Genomic DNA, 19,677 nt, shown 5'->3' with positions numbered 1-19,677 from the left:
AATAAGGTGAAAAATACAATCTACTCGTGCACTATTTCACAAAAACGATAAAGGGTCGCTCATATTTTCCGCAAAACCAAGAATACCGCGATCGCGATGTTCGTACAGTAAATTCCCCTGCAAATCAAACAGAAAAGTTCCTCCCCGTTGAGTCAAATAAGCTGAGTTGGGAACATAGGTATTCCAATTACTTAAAACTTCGCTCATATTTCGCAAGCGCAGAGTTGCAAGTTCAAAAGGACGTTGAAAACCTTTTCCTCCTGCAAACTTGAAAAATGAACCTTTGATTGCTGGTAAAGGTGTACCTTCCACAACTTCTTCATCACCAATTAACTGAGGAGATTGACGATCGCCCTTATAACCCCGAAATACTTCTGCTAAAGTTCCTGGACTACCAATTCCTGCACACATCAGCATAAAATTTAACCAAGCATTTTGTCCATCTGAAAATAAAGGAAGTTTTGCAGATAAACCGGGATAAAGTCCTAATGAGGCGTGAATTTTGGCTTCAGGATCGACAAATAATGATTCCTGGGGGAAACCGGTATACTCGCAAAACTTTAAACCAGAATTGCGATCGCCAATTCCAACAGCGCGAATAGCTATTTCCTTAGCTTGCAATTTTTCTTTTTCTCTTTGCAACCACCAAGCATATTCCAGGTTATCAAAATCCCCCAATTGGGACCAAATTAACACCAGGGTTTGGGGAGCGTTAGAACAATTATTCAAAATTGGCTGAATTTCTCCATCACTAATTCGTAAGCATTGAGTTTGCTTCAAGATAGAGTAGGTATTTTGAGGATTTTTATCTTGAGGGTTTTTATCTCGAGAATTTGAGTTAGTTTGGGGATTCATTTTTTGGTGTATCTAGAATTTCAGGGGATATGCAAAAAAAGTTCAATTTTGCAACTCAAATATTTTTGCAACTCAGTCATTTGGAAAATAGATTTTTAGGTAAGCAACAAGCAGCTTTTTTTCTTCTGCTCTTAATTTTGCTCTTAAGGTTTCATCAGCTTGTGAAGAGACGAATTCAAGAACACAGCAAGCTTCAACGGTTACCATTGAAATTAACTTGATTTGTTCGGGTTCCATTTCTGGAGCGCGAGCAGCAAAAAACGCTTCAAAATAAGGTTCTATCTCACGGTTAATATTTTCCACTATCGCCGTAGCTGTGGGTGAAAAATGATAGTCCAGCAATACCGCACGAAAACCTGGTTGCGATAAAAAATCATCGTAATAAGTATCAATAATCTGATCGATTACCGAACTAATTGGTAGATCGCAGTTCAGAGAACCTAACATCTCACTGAAAACTTCCCGCACCCGATCCATGTAAAAGCTAGCTAAAGCTTGAAAAATCGCTGCTTTATCTGGGAAGAAACGGTACAACGACCCTACAGAAGTTTTTGCTTGTTTTGCGATCGCAGTAGTAGAAGCAGCCTCATAACCCACCTTACCAAAAACCCGAGCTGCTGCTTCGAGAATTTGAGTAACTCTTTTCTGACTGCGGGACTGCTGAGGTAAACGCCTAAGGCGATCGGTATCTTGGGGAATTTCGAGCATATTCTCAACTCAGATATAGCGCTACGCGCAAGTAAAAGGTAAAAAGTAAAAACAGACCGCGCCCGTAGGGCGACAAAAAGCCTAATACGTATGGCTTTTAGGGTTAATACATGTCCTAACGTAACTTCGTAGTGCTAGAAATCAGCAAAACAAGCTTTACTTAATTGTATTAAACACGAAACTTTTTTCATATATTGACAAACGTGAAAGTTTTTTCGTATTTTAAAAAGTGAAAGTTTTTTCGTGTTTTGTTTCTGGTATCAAATAATGAAGCGTCGTCAATTGATGTACAGTGTCTTCTCTGCTTCCACTGTTGCAGTAGGCTCTCAATTTGTTAGATCTCAACCTGGAAGAGCTAGTCGAATGGAAATTCAAAAGATATCTACAAAAACGGACTATGAAGTTATCATCATCGGTGCGGGTGCAGCAGGTTTAGCAGCAGCGCGTTCTCTTCAAGATGCTGGACGTGAAGTTCTGGTACTGGAAGCTCGCGATCGCATAGGTGGGAGGATATATACTGACTACAGCTTTGCATTCCATCCCATTGAACGGGGTGCAGAATATATTCAGGGCGAAAATGTCATTACCTGGAAAGGGATAAAGCAATATGGGCTAAAAACTCTCCCTGTTTTTGAAGATATTAAGCATGCTTTCACATACTTTAACGGGAAATACTTATCTGTGAAGCAGCTATATAAAGACTCTAAACTACAAGCTTTAGACTTTCTCGTTTCAAGAGATTCAGAACTCTTTGAGTTAGCCGAACAATGGGTAAAAGCGGGTAAACCAGATACCACAGCAGCAAAATTACTAGCTGCAAATAATGTCCGCTTTTCTCCGGAATCCTATCGATTAGTAGATAATTCCTTCAGTAGTGAATACGCTGCAAGTCTGCAACAGTTAGGTGTTTACGGTCTCTTGGAAGCAAACTATGAAGGGGATGGCGATCGCAGTTTCCGTGTGAAAAAGGGGTATTCTCATCTGCTCAAACTGTTTGCAAATGACTTGAACATTCGTCACTCTACTCCAATAAGCAAAATCATTTGGAACTCAGATAGAGTTCAATTGCAAACTGATAAAAATGAGACTTTCACAGCCAAAAAAGTGATAATTACAGTTCCATTAGCTTTATTGCAATCAAACGCGATCGTATTCGAACCGGTGTTACCTCCTGAAAAACGGGCTGCGATCAATGGACTGGGTATTGCTCATGTTACTAAACTAATTTTGAAATTTGACAAGCCTTTTTGGTCTAAAGAGACTGAACTCATTTTGACAACCCTGGATACTCAAATGTGGTGGCGATCGGGTTGGGGTCGAAAAAAAGAAGCACCTGTATTAACGGCTTACACTGGAGCGACAAATGCAATTAATTTTAGTAAGATGGGTCGCGATGCTGCTATCGATGCAGGCTTAAGAGATTTAGAGAAAATCTTTAAAATTCCACTTAAGCGTAGGCTGACTGATGCACTATTTATAGACTTTAGAACCGATCCTTATTCCCAAATGGCTTACTCCTATGTTCCTGTAGGTGGAACTGGCTTGAGGAAGAAACTTGCTCAACCCGTTGACAATATTCTATTTTTTGCAGGGGAAGCAACTAATGTAAATCGTCCTTCAACAGTACATGGAGCAATTGGAAGTGGTTTAAGAGTAGCCCGGGAAGTATTGGGTATAAAATCGAGTATGGTGAATTAGTATTTTGAATTCGAGTATATGTACGAATTGTTGATCTATCTTGAATTAGATAAGTTGAAAAGGTTCAAACCAAGCAAAATTTAAATGCCCAACGGTTATAAAATCAATCACAATGTGCATAGCAATAATAGCCATTATTGCCCGATGTCTCCATGCCAACCACATCCAAATTAAGGACATTGTGCCTAATCCTAAAGCCATAATCACAGTAACTGGTTTATGGGATGGAAGGACTTGAACCCAAAATAAAGCATGGATAAGCCCTGAGAATATTGCATAACTAATATATCCAAAAGTAAAAGTTAATTTTGGTTTTGAAGGTGTGATTTTTATCGCTACATAGCAACCTAATAAAAACCAAAAAATAAACATAAATTGTTCTAAAATACCATTCAAAATAGAGAATGTTATTAAGTTGGAAATGTTGTAACTACCGGTTTCATATTTGCGTGTAAATAAAACATAAGCAATAGATACAGCAAGAGTTACGAGCCATCCCAAAATCATAAAAATTACGTAACCTTTATCTTGAGATGATTCCGAATCAGGACTAAGCAATGAGTAGATATATTTCCTGTTACTAATTACTAAAATCATTGCTAATAAACAAAACAACCAATAAACCCAAAGACTTGTCTCTATCATCATATTTTTAGCCTGATAATTAAAGTTATTTAGCTTGTTGATTTAAAAAACCAAAACTAAAAGATAAATAAATACTAATACCCCAAATTAAGAATTAATAGTTATCAGAAATAGTTCTGTGATGTTAGCAATGCTAGCGACGACTAATCAACATTTCCACTCCTTGTTTGGGAAACATGGAAATAAACAGTCCAAATTTTCCTAGTTCTAAATCAGGATTAAAATCGGGTACTACTTCAAATTTAAATCTGTAGAGTAGGATTGCTAACACAACTTTCATCTCATAGATCGCGAAATGCTCTCCGAGACATCTTCTTGCACCATCACCAAATGTTAGCGGTTCAAAGATATCAGCATTATTAGCATTTTCGCCCCATACATCTTTCCCAAGAGAAACCAACTGTTTCATCGGACATTTATTTGATGCTTCTTGGGGGCTAGCAATTGCATCATTATAAGCTTCTTGGGTTTTCTCCATGTACCGTTCAGGACAGAATTGCTCTGGAGACTCTCCAAAATAAAGGGAATCCAAATGCAATGGTATGAGGGAAATACCAACCACTTGAGATGCAGGAATTGACCAACCGTCTAACACATCCTCATTCTTACTAATACGTTGTAATCCAGCCATTGGAGGACATAAACGCAGCGATTCTTTGATTACACAATCCAGATATTCAAGAGAAAGCAACCCATTTTCTGTCAATTGTCCTTCTTCCCGTCCCATCACTTTGTCTATCTCTGCTTGAGCATTAGCTAGCTTTTCAGGGTCTTGAGCTAAAAGATATAGAGAAAGAGATACACTTGTAGCAACAGTTTCATGTCCATTAACAATAATTGCAAGTAGGTTATCTCGTACCTCTTTATCTGTTAAAGGTGACATATTATCTTCTACAAAATCCGTTGCTTTGAGTAACAAATCCAGTAAATTATATTCACAAGGATTTAATTGTTGGTGTATCTTTCTTCTACTAAGAATTAACTCACTGAGGAAATTATCAACAGCATGAAATGCTTTGTGGAGTTTATGATTGGATGATAAAGGAAGATATTTCCACCACAAAGTAAATTGATGTACCGGTCGAGTACTTTGATTCACAATATACTGGATATTCTCAAAGAATTCATCAGCTTTCCCCTCAAGGGCTGTAAAGTCATGACCGATCGCAACTTTCCCTACAATATCCAAAAACAAACATAGTAGTTCTGGGTAAATGTCAAATTTTACTTTTGGTTCAGAAGAGGTAGTGTGTATGTCCCATTTAGTTGCAAGCTTTTCTGAATAGGAAACAAAGATTTTGTGAAATGTCGTAATACGCTTTTTAGAAAATACTTCGTTCATCAATAAACGATGACGTTTCCAATTATCTCCACTATTTGTAAGAACGCTGTCACCAAAAAGCCGCTGAATTAGAGAATTAGGTGGAAATTTCTTGTAATTTTTCTGATTTTTAATCAGAACTTGGTAAGCCATCTGGTAATTACTAATAGATATTTGCTGACGCCATAGCCAGAAAATTTGCACAATTTCGCCGAATTCTTTGTGGAATAAATTATAAGCAGATAGACGATTTTCTGTATTATAAATGTCAACAAGATTGCCCAATAAAATTCTGGGGTCTTTTCCTGGGACAACCTCTCCACTCAGATGATAAACCTGATTACGTGCAATAAATACCAGTCGAAAGTACCACAAGTGTATTAAGAAATATACTAGAAAAATTATACTTACTAAAAGTGTTAAAATTAACAACATCTTTGTCAATCTATATTCATTTTATATAATATATTGTGATTAATCTACGTAAATAATTTATTACGAATTTGGAACAAAAGTATAAAAAGCTTTTTTACGGGTGCTTGAATTTTACTGTCAGTCCCCTGCAAATGTATTTACCTATACTTTTTATGAGTGATGTTCGGTACCTATAATTCTATTTGGAATTATGGATATCCATTAAAAAACTCACCACTTAATATCATTTGATAGTATCTACGCTATTACAAAACTATTACAAAAATTATGAATAAGTAGTTTGCAAAATAATATGTATAGAGAATTGAGATGAAAGATATTTAGTAATAATTAAAAATAATTTTACTTAAATTTTTTACTATTTATTTGTTTATAACAATATAAATTAAGAGACAAAAAAACCAGTTGTTCTATTGAACAACTGGGCTAGTATTTATACAACCACATTACAGAATATAAGAATTTACGCAGAAATTCTTAACCAAGATTATAAAGCTTAATTCTGTTCTAAATTAACTCTAACTACTTTATTCTTTTCTTCAGTAGTTTTAGGAAGTGTAAGATTCAAAATACCATCCTTATATTCAGCAGTAACTTTAGTATTTTGAATTCGAGTATTTAGAGGAATTACACGATAGAACTTGCCATAGGAAAATTCACTTCTAGTATTTCCATCATCCTCTGTTTTAGTTTCAGATTTACGTTCGCCACTAATAGAAACAGAGTCTTCCATCACTTGAATGTCTAGGTCTTTTGCTTCCATACCTGGAACTTCAAGCTTTAGATGAAGTGCATCATCAGTTTCTGTGAGTTCGGCTGCTGGAGTTTTAGTAAAATTAGTTAATTCTCTGAAGTTTACTGGAATTAAATCATCAAATAAGCGGTTAAAGCTACGTTCTAAACTTTGAAATTCATTACTTGGGTTATAGCGTACCAATCTCATATTTATACTCCCTCTATTTGCTTACAGAATCTTTAGTTATTTCAAATTTAATTTCTTGCTTCGATTACTATATTAGGGATAATTAATAGTATGGTAAATTCGGTTTTTCGCACTTAATAATTGATGATTTCCGAACGATTAAAATGGTCTTAAATCATTACGGTTAATAGGAATATTATTAGTACGGTTTACCCTAAACAGCTTATGGAAATTACGCTAAGATTTGTTTATTTCTGCTACTAATTGTTTCTAGTAAATCGCGGCGGAAATAAGTGACCCGTTTATAAAAGGTCAAATCTAGAAAGAATAGTAATTTTGACTTAGTGTTCTACGGACACGCTATGCTAATGACCTTGCGCGTAGCGCTATAATTCCACTTCTTGTGAGGTTTTTCCAAATACTTGCAGTAATTAAAACGAAAAATTTATGACCCCAAAATAACCGAGAATGGGAAAGTAAATTTTATTTGTTCCTATCGGAGTAAAGTTATAATGTCTCGCTCGCTCGCAATTGCTTTGGGAATATTCCTAGCCATAACAAGCTTTTTAATACCTTCTAATGCAGTTTTGGCTGCTAGTTTAGGAGTAAATAACGGTCATCTTGCTGCTTGTCCAGCTTCTCCGAACTGCGTTGTCAGTCAAGACGGTGATGCAAAACATGCTATTGACCCAATCACTTATCATGTGGATCGCGAGCAAGCAAAAGAAACTTTACTCAAAGTTCTTACCGTTGTTCCCCGTACAGAAGTTATTGAAAAAACAGATAGTTACATCCACGCTCTTTCTAAAAGTCGGATTTTCAAATTTGTTGATGACGTAGAATTTTATTTTCCAGACGATGAGAAAGTAATTCATATGCGATCAGCTTCTCGGGTCGGGGAGTCAGATCTTGGAGTTAATCGCAGAAGGATGGAGCAAATCCGTCTAGCTATGCAGGATTTGGATATTTAAATTTGACGTTTGAATTTTCGCGATGTAGTGAATGTATATGTAGAGACGTACTATGTATGGTACGTCTTTTCTATGAGTCAAAGCTCACTTTCATTTACAATATCGTCATTTTTCAAGCAGGCGATCGCTCGATTAGTTAAACCCACATGGGAATCTTATTTTTGATTTATTTGAACTACTTTTTAGCGGAAATCAAAACCCTTTTTTATCATCCTTCAAGAGTTTACGTTTAAGAACTTTACGAAATGAATACTTAAAGCAATGGAAACCTTACGAACCAATCAATCGTTTGTTAGAAGCTTGGGAACTCACTAAACCATTATATATCACCAGATTACTAACTGTTTAGAACCAAGAGAAAAACAAGGATTCAGTAATGCTTTGAGATATTTTCTCAGAGAAATTTTGAAGCATCCAATTGAAAAAGCGACAAAATAATTGATTGTGTCAAATCACATTTCGATGGAAGTCACTTCAGCAGCGAAGTTTAATAGCTAGCAAGTTTACAGTTTTCAATATGAGATGGGAAAAGCAAATCAGGATTTGTTGTTAAATGTACTACAATAATAATCTGCAACGTACTACAATAATTGTTAGCTATTGTTATTTCGAGAATATTTTAGGCACGTATTACTGCTTGAAACAGGATTAGTTTGGAAATTTTCTCCAGATTAGCCATCAAAAAAATCTTATATCTCAAAATCTTATATCCCAAAATCCTATATTCCAAAATCTTATATACAAATTATGCTGCAAATTTCTAACAAAGTTATTATTCCGGACAACGAAATTGAAATTAGTGCAATTCGCTCCCAAGGTGCGGGTGGTCAAAATGTGAATAAGGTTGCTACTGCGATTCATTTACGTTTTGACATTCAAGCTTCGTCACTACCCGATGATTATAAAGAGAAGCTTTTAAAGTTGAATGATAAACGTATTACCCAAGATGGAATTATTGTAATTAAAGCTCAAGAATATAGAAGTCAGCTAAAAAATCGAGAAGATGCACTTTCTAGATTAAAAGAATTGATAAAGAGTGCAATGGTAGTTAAGAAAAAGCGTAAACCTACTAAACCAACAACAAGTTCTCAACAAAAACGCCTTGATTCCAAAACTAAGCGAAGTCAGATTAAATCTAATCGGAGAAAGATTGATGATGAGTAGTAAACAAGCTTTTCAACTATAGAATCTGATTTTCGCTTTTGAATATCACATCCTCGTAAATTAAAGATAATTGACAGCGAAAGTTAACACTATCAAATTCTACTTCTATATCTTTTACTTCTGAGGTAGTTTCGTCAATGATGTAGGGAGTCAATTCCCATTTTCCACGTTCATTAATGCGGTAACACTCTACACTCATTTTCTCTGCATCAATGAGAATATATTCTTTGAGAGTTTCTATCCGGCGATAATGAGCAAATTTACTCCCACGGTCATAAGCTTCAGTTCCAGGAGATAAGACCTCTACAATCAAGCAGGGAAATTGTACTATTTTGCGGGCGCTTTGGTCGCGTCGGTCACAGGTTACCATTACATCAGGATAATGGTAAGGACCAATCTCTGATATTCCAAGTTTGGCATCCGCCATAAATACTTTACAGCCTTTACCTCGTAAATAGTTTTTTAGTGCAGATGCTAAATTTAGAGCAATGGAATTATGAGCAAGAGTTCCTCCTGTCATAGCGAAAACTTCGCCATTGACATACTCATATTTTGTAAGTTGCTGTTCTTCCCATTCCAGATATTCTTGGGGAGACATAAATGGTAGGGACGCGCTAGCAATCATAATAGTTTTTCCCTAAAGCTCTTTATAAATCCATTTATAGCGGATTATGAATTCTTAGAGATTATGAATTCTTAAATATCACTTTCTGCTGTCCACACAACTTCGGAACCTTGTCCCCAAAAGCCATCATATTTGGTCACGCGGATATCTTCAGTAACCTTAATTTGACAAGCTAAACGGCGATCGCTACTAGAAGAATGGGGAGGAAGTCCCAATCTTGCTTTTTCCTTCCAGTTTTTTTCAGAGGTTAACCCTTCCACTACAACCGCACAAGTACCACAGCTACCAATACCCATACAGTTAATAATTTTCGATTTACCGTTGTAAAGTTCAATATCATTTTCTAGTAAGACTTTACGTAGATTACGATCGCGATCGCATGTAAAAGTTTTTCCTTGAGCGTTTATTTTAGGCATTTATTATTATCCTGAATCAAAGACTATAATTCCCCAAATTATTTATATTTTTAAAATTATTTATGATTTTACATCTATAGCCAATTTTATCCTAAAAAAATAAAACTGCATAAGTTCAAACTAGTGACTATTATATCTCTACAGTTCAGGATAGTAAGTGCAAAGCATTTCACTACCTAATAAGTTAATAAAACAAGAGAGATTACCATGACATTACCTAATTTAAAAAACGGGGATAATGGAGACGATGTTCGTTTTCTCGAACAATTATTATCTTCACTTTTTTGGTTTGGTCAAACACCTGGCAAACCCAAGCTTGTTAGTAGTTTAATAGACTTTGATGCTCAATATGATAGTCAAACAGCAGATATCGTAAGTGAGTTTCAAAATAACTATAATATAACTTTTCCTGCGCCTGCTCCTAATATAACAGTAGATGGAAAAGTTGGTCCTCAGACATGGAAAGCTTTAGGGGATGCTATTTTCCGTTATACCTATTAAGAATTAAATACTCGCAAAAAGTTCAAACCGGTTAAGGAATTATTTAAAAATAAGTTGGGCGAGCTACACGTTCAACTTATTCTTGTATTGATGATTTTGTTAAGAGCGAATTGACTAAGTGAAGATAATTTTACTTCTTGTAATATTCTGACAGTGTTAGTTTTTAATCATAAACCTTTAAGAACGCAGATCAAAAAGATAAAAGACATCTGGAAAGTAAATTAAATAACGAAGAGACGCCCGGAAAGGACGTCTCTACTACTATTCGACAGCAAACAGAAAAATTTTAATTTTCCATCTAAACTGTCAATTAAAAAAAACGATATTCGAAAGTGATTTGAAATTAGATATCGCCACGAATTTCTTCGACAATACCATCACGTAAAACGATTTCTACCTGCATTTTGCTAATCAGGTTATCGCCCTTCTCGACCCTGTAAAAACCTTCTAACTGAAATTGGTTAACTTCTTGATCTAACTCTAGCAATTGTACTTGCTGGAGATTTTGTAAACTTTGGTTTTTCTGTTCTAGTAATTCACTTTTCTTTTGATTTACTTGTGTTTGAATATTTTCAATCTGTTGTGCTGTTTGGGGTCCGGGTGGTTGCAGACTCTGCTTTTGGACTTCGGCGATCGCTCGTTGTCCTTGGACGTCAAGCTGCTCTAACTGCTGGTCAGTTTGGGTAATCTGAGTTTGCAATTGCTGTTGTACTTCTTCTTTCCATAAAGGAGTAACAATTGCTTTGACGTTAACAATGCGTTTGAGAATTAGTTGCTGAGATTTGGAGACGTCCATAAAAGTTTCGCGTTCACTCAATTAGGTTGTTCAGAGATATTATCAGGCAAACATCTGCTCAATCGTATCGTGATAATGTTCTACCACAACATGTCGTCGAATTTTCAGTGTTTGTGTCATCATGCCATTTTCTTTGGAAAATGGCTCTAAGATTAGTTTGAATCGTACAATGCGATCGTCGCCTCGATAACCGGGACGATTCCGCACTTCCCGATTCAGTTCTTCCCTGAATAAATCCTGGATCATTCTACCCTCCAGGTTAATTTTCTGACTGCTTTCCTCCGTAACATTGTCTTCTGGTAAACATAGTTCTAAATCTTGATTTTTTGCCCATTGCTCCAGTGTTTCTAGATTTGGGACAATTAAAGCACCAATAAATTTTTTATCTTGTCCCACAAGCATTATTTGGTCAATATATGGCGATCGCAGACAAGCATCTTCAATTGGTTGGGGTTCGATATTTTCTCCGTTGGTTAATACAATTGTATCTTTTGCCCTTCCAGTCAAAACTAAGTCTTGATAGGAGGTTACCCAACCGAGATCGCCACTATTAAACCATCCTTCAGTATCAATTGCTTTTGCTGTTGCTTCAGGATTTTGATAATAGCCTTGCATGATTTGGGGACCCCGCAATAATACTAAACCCTGTTTTCCTATTGGTAAAGCTTGGCGGGTTTCGGGGTCTACGATTTTAGTTTCTGTCCCCGGTATGGGCTTTCCTGAGGAGCCACGTAAATTAGTCCTGTGACGTCGCGCGTGGGTTACAGGAGAAGTTTCTGTTAAACCATAACCAACTAAAATTTCTACACCAATAATTTCAAAAAAATTATCGATATGTTTGGGAAGTGCACCACCACCACTAATCATTTGCTTGATTCTTCCCCCAGTGGCTTCCCGAACTTTTTTATAAATAAGCTGTCCTGCTAAAACGTGCATGGGATAAAGCGCAGATGCTTGTCCAATGGCTGTTAAACGCTGGGAAAATGAACTGTTGAGATGATCTAAGCTTAATTGCTGAGTAATTCGCTGTGCTTGGATATATTTCTCGCTAATATTCAAAAACTTACTAATCGAACCTTGCTTTTCAGCTGGTTGTTCGCGAAATTGTTTTTGTACTCCTTCGTAAATTGATTCTAATAAACGGGGTACGCAAACAACGTAATGGGGCTTAAATTCTTTCAAATCTTTCTTGATCGAACGCAAATTTGTATAAACTTGCTTACAACCTTGAGAAAGTAAGAAATATTCTGCACTACGCTCGTAAACGTGCCAAGTAGGAAGAATACTTAAGATGGTATCTCCAACTTCTGGCTGAACTACTACTCCCAAATTTCTGACTTGATGGAGTAAATTACCATGGGAAAGCATTACTCCCTTAGGTTTACCCGTAGTTCCAGAAGTATACATTAAGGTTGCTAAATCTTCGTACTTTTTTTTGACTGGTTGTAGTTTTGTCTTCGCACCAAGTTCGAGCAACTGAGTAAAGTTTAATACTCTTACATTATCGTTCGCAGGAGGGGTTTCATCTGAAAGTAAAATTACCTTGTCTATAGGTAAATCTGTCAGACCTTCGTACAGTTTTTCAAAAGTCTTGACGTCTTCTACTATCAACCCTGTACTTTCACTATTCCCAAGAATGTAGAGTAATTCTTCTCGGTCTGCTTGACAACTGCGTACAGCATTAACTGCTCCAGCTGTCATTATCCCTTGATCTGCTATTAGCCAACGGGGACTATTATCTGCTATCAAAGAAACGCAGTCCCCTGCTTTGACTCCTAAACCCTGTAAACCGCTAGCAAATGACTGAATTTTCTCAAATAATTCAGCATAAGTGAAAGTCACTCCCGAATCTATATGGGGAGCATGTAAAGCAACATTATCGCCAAATTTCTTGACTGCTAAAGACCAAATCTCCGGTAAAGCATCTACATGAGAATAATCTACCAAACGCTTGAAATAGGTACGTTCTTCTTTAGAGATTTTGGCAACTGGAGAAGATGTAGATGTTTCCAACATAACTCATTACCTAAACTTCAAGTCAAATTATGAATCAGTATATGTTTACAGCATATTGCTCTATGGGGGTATAAATTACCAAGTTAGAGCGACACCTTATACATTTAAATTTTATGTAAATTTCTATGCCAATATTGATTACAAATAATAGTGATGTAATTCCGGGCTGAGATTTTAAATTCTTATTTTTTCAAATTTTAATTTTTTTTGATACGTTAGATCATTACTAAAACGTCAAAATGCGATTCAATACAAGATTTGAATACTATTTATTTGTCGTCAGCTTCCTATCGGTTTAAAAGATACGTTTGGAAAGTATCGTTTATTGCCCAAAATCATTGTTTATATCCCCCAACACCCTTAAAAAGGGGGTAAAAGTCCTCCAATCCATTGTACGCACTGCGTGAACGGAGAATTTGAAGGAAACCAAGATATATTAGGTAAATAATATGACTTTTTAAACATCCTCTAATTGTGCTTCTCTCCCTCGAGTAAGAAAATTTCAATCTTAATTTTTGACATATTATTCTAATCTGTGCTTTTTTAAGTATAAAGGACACTACATATCACAAATTTTCAACTAATAAATAATAATTAATAATCCATTTACAGACAGACATAATATTTATCATTAGTAAGAAAAATCTAATGATGTTGTTATCCATCTTGTAGATGTATTACAATAATTTTGTTGTGCAAGATTTTTGTTTTTCTTAATGTTCTGGCGCTAGGTCTATAAAGGTCAGATAACTAAAGCTTCTTACTTTTTATACCCCACAAGGCATTTATGTCACATATCAATTCTTATCTCAACAGGTTAATAACTGTTGAGGGACAAAATTTTGCGTGTAGAGAATAATGAAATTAAGATTCATGAATGATTTGAAATCCAGATCCGGCGATCGACATAGTGAAATTTTGCCAATTAATAACCTGTTATTAACTGAAAAAATGGAATCTATCCTCAGTCGTCGAATTAAATCAAAGCGCAGGGTAGCTTCTCTAGATTTTTTAGATCGAATACATCGTTTTGAAGTTTGTGAACATCCAGTGATCGCAAATCGAATGTATGCGTCTTTGCTCAGTGGAAAACTCACAAAAGAAGGATTTCAAGCATTTTTCAATGATTACTACCACGCTTCATCTTGTGGTCTATTTTTAGCAATGCGTCAGTCACTAAATGCATACGATAACAACGACTGGCGTAGTTATATCAAAAATATGCTGTTGGAAGAAACTCATCCTCGTTTGCATTCTGACTTGCTCAAAGAATTTATAGAAGATTGCGATTTGGAAGTAAACCAATTTCCCAAGGTAGGGGAGAAATTTATTAACGATATGTTGAAGGGTTTTACAAGCGATATTTATTTCGCTTTGGGATACTCTTTAGCGATTGAAGTCGAAGGTGCATATGAAATCGACCTAATCCAAGAAAGTTGTTCTTCTCTTTTCTCAGAGCAATTAGAAAATACGATTTGGTTTGATATTCACTTGGACTCTACTGGTGAGGAGGAACATGCTAACCATGCAGTAGAAACAATCGAAAAGATAGTCCATAGTGAATCGGATTTGCAAAAGCTATATCAAGGATTTATCAAGGGTTGTGATGACACTTTCAATTTTATGGAGTCTTTATTTGAATATGTTGATTCTCTAGTTGGAGCAAAAACAGAGATTTTTGTATAGAGCAGTATAGGACTACGTGCAAGTCAAATTTTTAGCACTCATAGTTTTAGCGTTTATAAATTTCTTAACCTAATTACGTAGCCCTATAATACTAATACTCGACTCTCAAACTGATGCTCCCTTTAAAAATTTAGAGGTGCGTTGCGGTGCTCCTAAAAGTTATTTTTAATAACTCAAATTTATGCACCTAACACACTCTCATAGTATCTAAGTCTCGATCGGTTTCAATTATATTGCGAGGACTTTGATTAAAGTAGTCCGGGTAATGATTGATCATAATTCTCAATTACCCATTACCCATTACCTATTACCTGTTACCAATCCTCAAACCGCTGTTTCTTCCAACATCAACTTAGAAGCTTTAAGTCGATCAGGAACAGGAACCGGATAATCCCCAGTAAAGCAAGCAGAGCAAAAAGTGTTAGTATCTTCTTGAGTTGCTTTGAGCATTCCTTCCCAACTCAAATAAGCAAGACTATCCACCCCAATTTGTTCGCTAATCTCTTCGACCGATTTTGTCGCAGCAATTAATTGATCCTGGGTATCGGTATCTATCCCATAAAAACAAGGATGGGTCACAGGTGGAGAAGAAATACGCATATGTACTTCTGACACCCCTGCATCCCGCAAAGCTTTGACTAATTTCCGACTGGTAGTACCCCGAACAATGGAATCATCCACAATTACTACCCGTTTACCGTCAAGGACATCCTTAAGAGGGTTAAGTTTCATTCGAATACCAGATTCGCGCATACTCTGGGTCGGTTGAATAAAAGTACGCCCAACATAACGATTTTTAATTAAACCTTCGCTGTAGGGAATACCGCTAGCTTCAGAAAAACCAATTGCAGCAGGAATTCCAGAATCTGGAACGCCAAAGACAAAATCTGCATCTACAGCAGACTCCGCAGCTAGTTGTTTTCCTAATCGCAATCGATAGCTATACAAAGTTTCATTGTGCATCATACTATCAGGGCGGGCAAAGTAAATCATTTCAAAAATGCATAACTTACGTTGCTCTTGCTTGTTCCAGTGGTAAGAAGCTAAACCTTCCTCAGTAATCCAAACTAGCTCTCCTGGTTGCACATCTCGCAAAAATTCTGCCCCAATTATATCCAAACCGCAAGTTTCAGAAGCCAGAACATACCGCACCGGATTTCCGGGTAAGGTACCAATTACTAAAGGACGAATCCCATTGGGATCCCGCGTACCCATTACACCTTCTGGAGTTCCAATAACTAAACTAAAAGCCCCTTTACATCGCTTTAAAGCTCGAACCGTTCCTTCTAACCAATCTAAATTTTTATCTTTATTAATTTCTTGAGCGATCGCTAAAGCAATCATTTCTGAGTCAGTAGTGGTGACTAGGTTATGATTATCTTCCAGTAATTGCGATCGCAAATCTAATGTATTGACTAAGTTCCCGTTATGCGCTAAAGCAATTTTACCCAAACGGGTTTCAACTACAGCAGGTTGGGCGTTAGCTTTGTGACTCGAACCAGTAGTTGAGTAACGAGTGTGACCAACGCCAATATTACCAGGCAGTTCATCTAAAATAGATTCATTAAAAACTTGGGAAACTAAGCCCATATCCTTATGTAAATGGACTTTCTGAGATTCAAAGGTTGCAATTCCAGCAGATTCCTGACCCCGGTGTTGTAGGGCATATAATCCAAAATAAGTAAGCCTAGCTACATCTTGTTCTGGTGCATAGATACCAAAAACACCACAAGCTTCTTCCGGTTTATCGGGACGTTCTTGTTGGTGTATGATTTGTTGCTCTTCTGTAATTTTTGGATTTTCTGTAACTTGCTGCGATTCTGAGAGATTATGAGAGTTATGCAATTGTTCTTTAGCGGTAGATGGACGGGGAATCATGCTAGCTCTGCTCCTGTTCTGGATGTCAAGTCAATAAATGGGAGTACTGAATCAAATAAATGCAAACAATTTAAAAAAAACTTAACCTTCCATTAAAACAGTATCGCAATCATGGTCACCATAAACAAGTAAATTTGAAATTAGGCAAATATTTATACTTAGATGATAATTGGTAATTGGTGATGAGTAATGAGTAATGTTAGCGCAGCTAGCGTCAGCGTACCGTAGGTAATGACCTTGCGGTCACGCTTTGCTAATGCAGGGCGCGACAGCGCACAGTAATGAGTAATTTATTGATTAAAGCTGATAACTGTTAACTGATAACTGTTAACTGAATAATGGGTAATGGGTTAATTCATTTTCCCATACCCAATATGCGATCGCCTAGCTTGCAGGTGTAGTATCTTCTATACTTTTAAGTGCTATACGGTTGGGGATTGAATTGTAATAATGATTGCTCATTTTTTCGATACCAGCCTGAATTAAGGTTTGTTTATCGGCGTTTAAAACTCGCAAACCAATATCGCAATCTGCTACTGTGCCCAATTTCTGCCAATTTTGTCCAAGATTTTCTTGCAAGTAAGATTCCCAAGTTTCTTGTTGGTTCGCAGATACAGAAACGATAATTCTCGCCCCACCTTCAGCAAAAAGTATTTCATCCCAACGTGTAGAGTTATCAGGAGCAATTTCTAAGGTAATTTCTGCACCCAACTTACTATTAATACAGCATTCTGCAAGGGCGACAACTAAACCACCCTCAGCACAATCGTGAGCCGAATGGATCCAGCCCACATCGATACCATGACGGCAAGCTTGCTGAACCTTCCTTTCTAATTCAAAATCTACTTGCGGGGGTCTTCCAGCAACAATATGATGAATAGCTGCCAAATATTCCGATCCCCCAAGGGTAAGTTTGGGATCTCTTTGGCTGTTAGTTGGTAATCCCAGAAGATATATCAAGTCACCAACTTCACCCCATGCTTGGCTGCAAGTTTTAGTTAAATCTGGTATTAATCCTACCATTCCCACCACAGGAGTGGGATAAATTGCTTGGGGATTACCATCAGCATCTAAAGTTTCGTTGTACAAAGAAACATTTCCGCCGGTAACAGGTGTTGACAATTCTTGACAACCTTCTGCTAAACCACGGCAAGATAATGCTAATTGCCAATAACCAATGGCTGTTTCGGGGCTACCAAAATTTAAGTTATCGGTCACTGCTAAGGGTTGGGCTCCTACACAACTCAAATTCCGAGCAGCTTCGGCGACAACAGCTTTTGCACCTTCGTAAGGGTCGAGATACACATAGCGAGAATTACAATCTACTGTTGCTGCAACTCCACTTGGGGTTACCTCCGCATCTGGGGATGAAGAATCATTATTTTTTTCTAAGGGACGCAGGCGAATAACAGCAGCATCTGCGCCTCCAGGTAATTTTACGGTATTATTTTGTACTTGATGGTCATACTGACGATAAACCCAACTTTTGGATGCGATGTTAGGAGTATCTAAAAGAGCTAACAATACTTGATTCCAGGTATGTCTTTCTTCTTCAATTTTGATCCCGGATACCGTGCAATGTGGTAAGGAATTAACATCCCATTCCCAGGCTTTGACTGCATATTCTGGTGTTTCTGCTGGTAATTCTCGATGATATAAAGGTGTATTTTCTGCTAATGCATCGGCGGGAATTTCTGCTGCAACTTCACCTTCAAACAGAATTTTTACTATTGGTTCGGAAATTACTTCCCCTGCAACTACTGCATGAAGTCCCCAGCGCTGAAAAATATCAATTAATTCTTGCTCTCTTCCTCTCTGTGCTACAAATAGCATTCTTTCTTGGGATTCGGAAAGCAAATATTCATAGGGAGTCATTCCGAATTCGCGTACCGGTATTTTATCTAAGTCGAATTCAACACCGACCCCACCTTTCGCCGCCATTTCTGACGTAGAACAGGTAATACCGGCTGCTCCCATATCCTGTGCTGCAACAACTGCACCGGTTTTAAATGCTTCCAAACAAGCTTCAATTAAAGATTTTTCTAAGAAAGGATCTCCTACTTGTACTGCTGGGCGATCATCCATTGATGAAATAGTAAGTTCAGCGCTGGCGAAACTAGCTCCACCCATACCATCACGACCGGTGGTCGAACCAACATATAATACTGGGTTACCGACCCCAGATGCACCAGATTTAACGATTTCTGGTGTTTCCATTAACCCCAAAGCCATTGCATTAACTAAAGGATTACCGGAATAAGCAGGATCGAAGTACACTTCACCGCCAACGGTAGGTACTCCCACAGAGTTACCATAATGGGCAATACCTGCAACTACTCCATGAAACAATCTTTGGTTCTTAACATCTTCAAGGGAACCAAAGCGCAAAGAGTTGAGGACTGCGATCGGACGAGCGCCCATGGTAAAAATATCTCTAAGTATACCGCCTACACCTGTAGCTGCACCTTGAAATGGTTCTACTGCGGAAGGGTGATTATGGGATTCAATTTTAAATGCTAGTTGTAGCCCATTACCTAAATCGACCACACCAGCGTTTTCTCCAGGTCCAACTAAGATGCGATCGCCAGTTGTGGGAAATTGTTTGAGCAGAGGGCGCGAGTTCTTATAACAACAATGTTCGGACCACATGACCCCAAACATTCCCAGTTCGGCTTTATTGGGGTGTCGTCCAAGTCGCCGGACTATTTCTTGATATTCTTCAGGTTTTAAACCTTCTTTAGCAATCTGTTCAGGAGAAAAAGGTGAAGGGGATGTGGCGGTCATAGGACTAGTGCAACAAGGGAATGAATAATTATTTTATCGACTTAATTGTACAAATAAGCATTTATTTTTTTATTTAGAGTTATCAGTTATCATTTGTCAGGAGTTAGGAGTTAGGAGTTAGGAGTTAGGAGTTAGGAGTCAGGAGTTGGGAGTTAGGAGTTAGGAGTTGGGAGTTGGGAGTCAGGAGTCAGGAGTCAGGAGATGACTTTTGAGTTTTAAATTTTGACTTTTCCAACAAAAAAGCACCCCCCTTGAC

16 protein-coding genes are annotated in these 19,677 nt (G+C 37.3%); 5 read left to right on the top strand and 11 right to left on the bottom strand.

Annotated features, from left to right (window positions below):
• Window positions 1–36: 36 nt before the first annotated feature.
• Together BC008_RS27250 and BC008_RS27245 are read right to left on the bottom strand one after the other, a co-directional pair.
• On the bottom strand, window positions 37–855 hold the full coding sequence (locus BC008_RS27250; RefSeq protein ID WP_027841894.1) for a peroxiredoxin-like family protein: 819 nt from the start codon (window positions 853–855) through the stop codon (window positions 37–39).
• A gap of 72 nt (window positions 856–927) precedes the next feature.
• The gene (locus BC008_RS27245; protein ID WP_027841895.1) at window positions 928–1,563 is read right to left on the bottom strand and encodes a TetR/AcrR family transcriptional regulator; all 636 of its coding nucleotides are present in this window, start codon (window positions 1,561–1,563) and stop codon (window positions 928–930) included.
• A gap of 267 nt (window positions 1,564–1,830) precedes the next feature.
• Between BC008_RS27245 and BC008_RS27240 the strand changes: the two genes are divergently transcribed.
• Complete coding sequence (locus tag BC008_RS27240; protein ID WP_153009670.1) at window positions 1,831–3,261, top strand: flavin monoamine oxidase family protein; 1,431 nt, start codon at window positions 1,831–1,833, stop codon at window positions 3,259–3,261.
• Between the two features lie 45 nt (window positions 3,262–3,306).
• Here the strand turns inward: BC008_RS27240 and BC008_RS27235 are convergent, their stop codons facing one another.
• The 3 genes from BC008_RS27235 to BC008_RS27225 form a co-directional block, all read right to left on the bottom strand.
• Window positions 3,307–3,909 carry a hypothetical protein gene (locus BC008_RS27235; RefSeq protein WP_027841897.1) on the bottom strand — a complete coding sequence of 201 codons (603 nt, stop codon included), beginning with the start codon at window positions 3,907–3,909 and terminating at the stop codon, window positions 3,307–3,309.
• A 130-nt stretch (window positions 3,910–4,039) separates the two neighbouring features.
• A complete protein-coding gene (locus BC008_RS27230; protein ID WP_161938162.1) occupies window positions 4,040–5,602 on the bottom strand; it encodes a cytochrome P450 in 1,563 nt (520 codons plus the stop codon).
• 556 nt (window positions 5,603–6,158) lie between these two features.
• Window positions 6,159–6,605, bottom strand: coding sequence for an Hsp20/alpha crystallin family protein (locus BC008_RS27225; RefSeq protein ID WP_027841899.1), 447 nt, complete (start codon window positions 6,603–6,605; stop codon window positions 6,159–6,161).
• Window positions 6,606–7,096: 491 nt separating this feature from the next.
• On the opposite strand from BC008_RS27225, the gene BC008_RS27220 reads away from it, so the two are divergent.
• A complete protein-coding gene (locus BC008_RS27220; protein WP_027841900.1) occupies window positions 7,097–7,555 on the top strand; it encodes a DUF1499 domain-containing protein in 459 nt (152 codons plus the stop codon).
• 747 nt (window positions 7,556–8,302) lie between these two features.
• A complete protein-coding gene (arfB, locus tag BC008_RS27215; RefSeq protein WP_027841901.1) occupies window positions 8,303–8,719 on the top strand; it encodes an alternative ribosome rescue aminoacyl-tRNA hydrolase ArfB in 417 nt (138 codons plus the stop codon).
• 16 nt (window positions 8,720–8,735) lie between these two features.
• Here the strand turns inward: arfB and BC008_RS27210 are convergent, their stop codons facing one another.
• Window positions 8,736–9,344: a Uma2 family endonuclease gene (locus tag BC008_RS27210; RefSeq protein WP_027841902.1), complete on the bottom strand. Its 609-nt coding sequence runs from the start codon at window positions 9,342–9,344 to the stop codon at window positions 8,736–8,738.
• 71 nt (window positions 9,345–9,415) lie between these two features.
• On the bottom strand, window positions 9,416–9,760 hold the full coding sequence (locus BC008_RS27205; RefSeq protein WP_027841903.1) for a 2Fe-2S iron-sulfur cluster-binding protein: 345 nt from the start codon (window positions 9,758–9,760) through the stop codon (window positions 9,416–9,418).
• 207 nt (window positions 9,761–9,967) lie between these two features.
• Between BC008_RS27205 and BC008_RS27200 the strand changes: the two genes are divergently transcribed.
• Complete coding sequence (locus BC008_RS27200; protein WP_036264898.1) at window positions 9,968–10,261, top strand: peptidoglycan-binding domain-containing protein; 294 nt, start codon at window positions 9,968–9,970, stop codon at window positions 10,259–10,261.
• A 343-nt stretch (window positions 10,262–10,604) separates the two neighbouring features.
• Here BC008_RS27200 and BC008_RS27195 read toward each other — a convergent pair whose 3' ends face one another.
• Window positions 10,605–11,057 (bottom strand): YlqD family protein, encoded by a 453-nt coding sequence (locus BC008_RS27195; RefSeq protein WP_027841905.1) that lies wholly within the window; start codon window positions 11,055–11,057, stop codon window positions 10,605–10,607.
• Window positions 11,058–11,099: 42 nt separating this feature from the next.
• Window positions 11,100–13,073 (bottom strand): AMP-dependent synthetase/ligase, encoded by a 1,974-nt coding sequence (locus BC008_RS27190; protein ID WP_027841906.1) that lies wholly within the window; start codon window positions 13,071–13,073, stop codon window positions 11,100–11,102.
• A gap of 873 nt (window positions 13,074–13,946) precedes the next feature.
• On the opposite strand from BC008_RS27190, the gene BC008_RS27185 reads away from it, so the two are divergent.
• Window positions 13,947–14,759: a hypothetical protein gene (locus BC008_RS27185; protein ID WP_153009669.1), complete on the top strand. Its 813-nt coding sequence runs from the start codon at window positions 13,947–13,949 to the stop codon at window positions 14,757–14,759.
• A 324-nt stretch (window positions 14,760–15,083) separates the two neighbouring features.
• Here the strand turns inward: BC008_RS27185 and purF are convergent, their stop codons facing one another.
• Both purF and purL read right to left on the bottom strand, forming a co-directional pair.
• The gene (purF, locus tag BC008_RS27180; protein ID WP_027841907.1) at window positions 15,084–16,637 is read right to left on the bottom strand and encodes an amidophosphoribosyltransferase; all 1,554 of its coding nucleotides are present in this window, start codon (window positions 16,635–16,637) and stop codon (window positions 15,084–15,086) included.
• 384 nt (window positions 16,638–17,021) lie between these two features.
• On the bottom strand, window positions 17,022–19,421 hold the full coding sequence (gene purL, locus BC008_RS27175; protein WP_027841908.1) for a phosphoribosylformylglycinamidine synthase subunit PurL: 2,400 nt from the start codon (window positions 19,419–19,421) through the stop codon (window positions 17,022–17,024).
• Window positions 19,422–19,677 lie beyond the last annotated feature (256 nt).

This window comes from Mastigocoleus testarum BC008, assembly GCF_001456025.1.
In the GTDB taxonomy this organism is placed as follows: domain Bacteria; phylum Cyanobacteriota; class Cyanobacteriia; order Cyanobacteriales; family Nostocaceae; genus Mastigocoleus; species Mastigocoleus testarum.
The sequence above is the reverse complement of the archived record's forward strand: the minus strand, read 5'-3'. Positions and strand labels throughout refer to the sequence as shown.

Excerpts from the sequence above, each read along its gene's own strand:
- BC008_RS27250 (WP_027841894.1), bottom strand. The coding sequence starts at position 855 with ATGAATCCCCAAACTAACTCAAATTCTCGAGATAAAAACCCTCAAGAT.
- BC008_RS27245 (WP_027841895.1), bottom strand. The coding sequence starts at position 1,563 with ATGCTCGAAATTCCCCAAGATACCGATCGCCTTAGGCGTTTACCTCAG.
- BC008_RS27240 (WP_153009670.1), top strand. The coding sequence starts at position 1,831 with ATGAAGCGTCGTCAATTGATGTACAGTGTCTTCTCTGCTTCCACTGTT.
- BC008_RS27235 (WP_027841897.1), bottom strand. The coding sequence starts at position 3,909 with ATGATGATAGAGACAAGTCTTTGGGTTTATTGGTTGTTTTGTTTATTA.
- BC008_RS27225 (WP_027841899.1), bottom strand. The coding sequence starts at position 6,605 with ATGAGATTGGTACGCTATAACCCAAGTAATGAATTTCAAAGTTTAGAA.
- BC008_RS27220 (WP_027841900.1), top strand. The coding sequence starts at position 7,097 with ATGTCTCGCTCGCTCGCAATTGCTTTGGGAATATTCCTAGCCATAACA.
- arfB (WP_027841901.1), top strand. The coding sequence starts at position 8,303 with ATGCTGCAAATTTCTAACAAAGTTATTATTCCGGACAACGAAATTGAA.
- BC008_RS27210 (WP_027841902.1), bottom strand. The coding sequence starts at position 9,344 with ATGATTGCTAGCGCGTCCCTACCATTTATGTCTCCCCAAGAATATCTG.
- BC008_RS27205 (WP_027841903.1), bottom strand. The coding sequence starts at position 9,760 with ATGCCTAAAATAAACGCTCAAGGAAAAACTTTTACATGCGATCGCGAT.
- BC008_RS27200 (WP_036264898.1), top strand. The coding sequence starts at position 9,968 with ATGACATTACCTAATTTAAAAAACGGGGATAATGGAGACGATGTTCGT.
- BC008_RS27195 (WP_027841905.1), bottom strand. The coding sequence starts at position 11,057 with ATGGACGTCTCCAAATCTCAGCAACTAATTCTCAAACGCATTGTTAAC.
- BC008_RS27190 (WP_027841906.1), bottom strand. The coding sequence starts at position 13,073 with ATGTTGGAAACATCTACATCTTCTCCAGTTGCCAAAATCTCTAAAGAA.
- BC008_RS27185 (WP_153009669.1), top strand. The coding sequence starts at position 13,947 with ATGAATGATTTGAAATCCAGATCCGGCGATCGACATAGTGAAATTTTG.
- purF (WP_027841907.1), bottom strand. The coding sequence starts at position 16,637 with ATGATTCCCCGTCCATCTACCGCTAAAGAACAATTGCATAACTCTCAT.
- purL (WP_027841908.1), bottom strand. The coding sequence starts at position 19,421 with ATGACCGCCACATCCCCTTCACCTTTTTCTCCTGAACAGATTGCTAAA.